The following is a 622-nucleotide window of genomic DNA, read 5'->3' as shown; positions in this document are numbered from 1 at the left end:
TGTCGGCCAATGTCGCCATGACACTCAAATCTAGGTGAGTAAAGCTTGATACGGCATCGACTACGACACAGCTGACATCTTTGTTTTGCTCTGCGTGCTCTAGCAAACGACGCTTAAAGTACGGCGCATTAAAGTAGGTCAACGGTGAGTTGAAGCGATAAATCACCATTCCCGGAATTGGAGACGCTTTTCCGGTTTCATCAATGGTGCGAATGGTACCTTTTTCATCCAGACCCAGTAGTTGGTCACTTGGTCGCATGACGATGCGTAAAAACTGAAATAGACCTAATAGAACTGCCAGTGTGATACCTGGAATAACCCCAATTACTAACACGGAAATAAAGGTAATGATGGCAAGGTAAAAGGCATCTTTGTCACGTGTTTTCAGTATCCATATGGCATTGAGGTCAAGCAGTGACAGTGACGCGATGATGAGTACCACGCCGAGTGACGCAATAGGGATGAACTGTAACGGTTCGTAAATAAAGACCGCGATAATAGCAATGGTGATGGCAGCCACAATCGATACCAATTGTGATTTTCCCCCATTGGCGTCGTTAACGGCGGTACGAGAATCTGCGCCGCTGATGGCAAAGCCTTGCGAGAAGGCAGAAGCAATATT

General features: G+C 46.5%; 1 protein-coding gene. It reads right to left on the bottom strand.

All coding sequences use genetic code 11. From position 1 onward, the window contains the following. The coding region (locus tag R7Q48_RS28595) for a SulP family inorganic anion transporter (RefSeq protein ID WP_318133709.1) at nucleotides 1–622 on the bottom strand (622 nt) is incomplete at both ends.

Source organism: Vibrio sp. 378 (genome assembly GCF_033339435.1).
The sequence above is the reverse complement of the archived record's forward strand: the minus strand, read 5'-3'. Positions and strand labels throughout refer to the sequence as shown.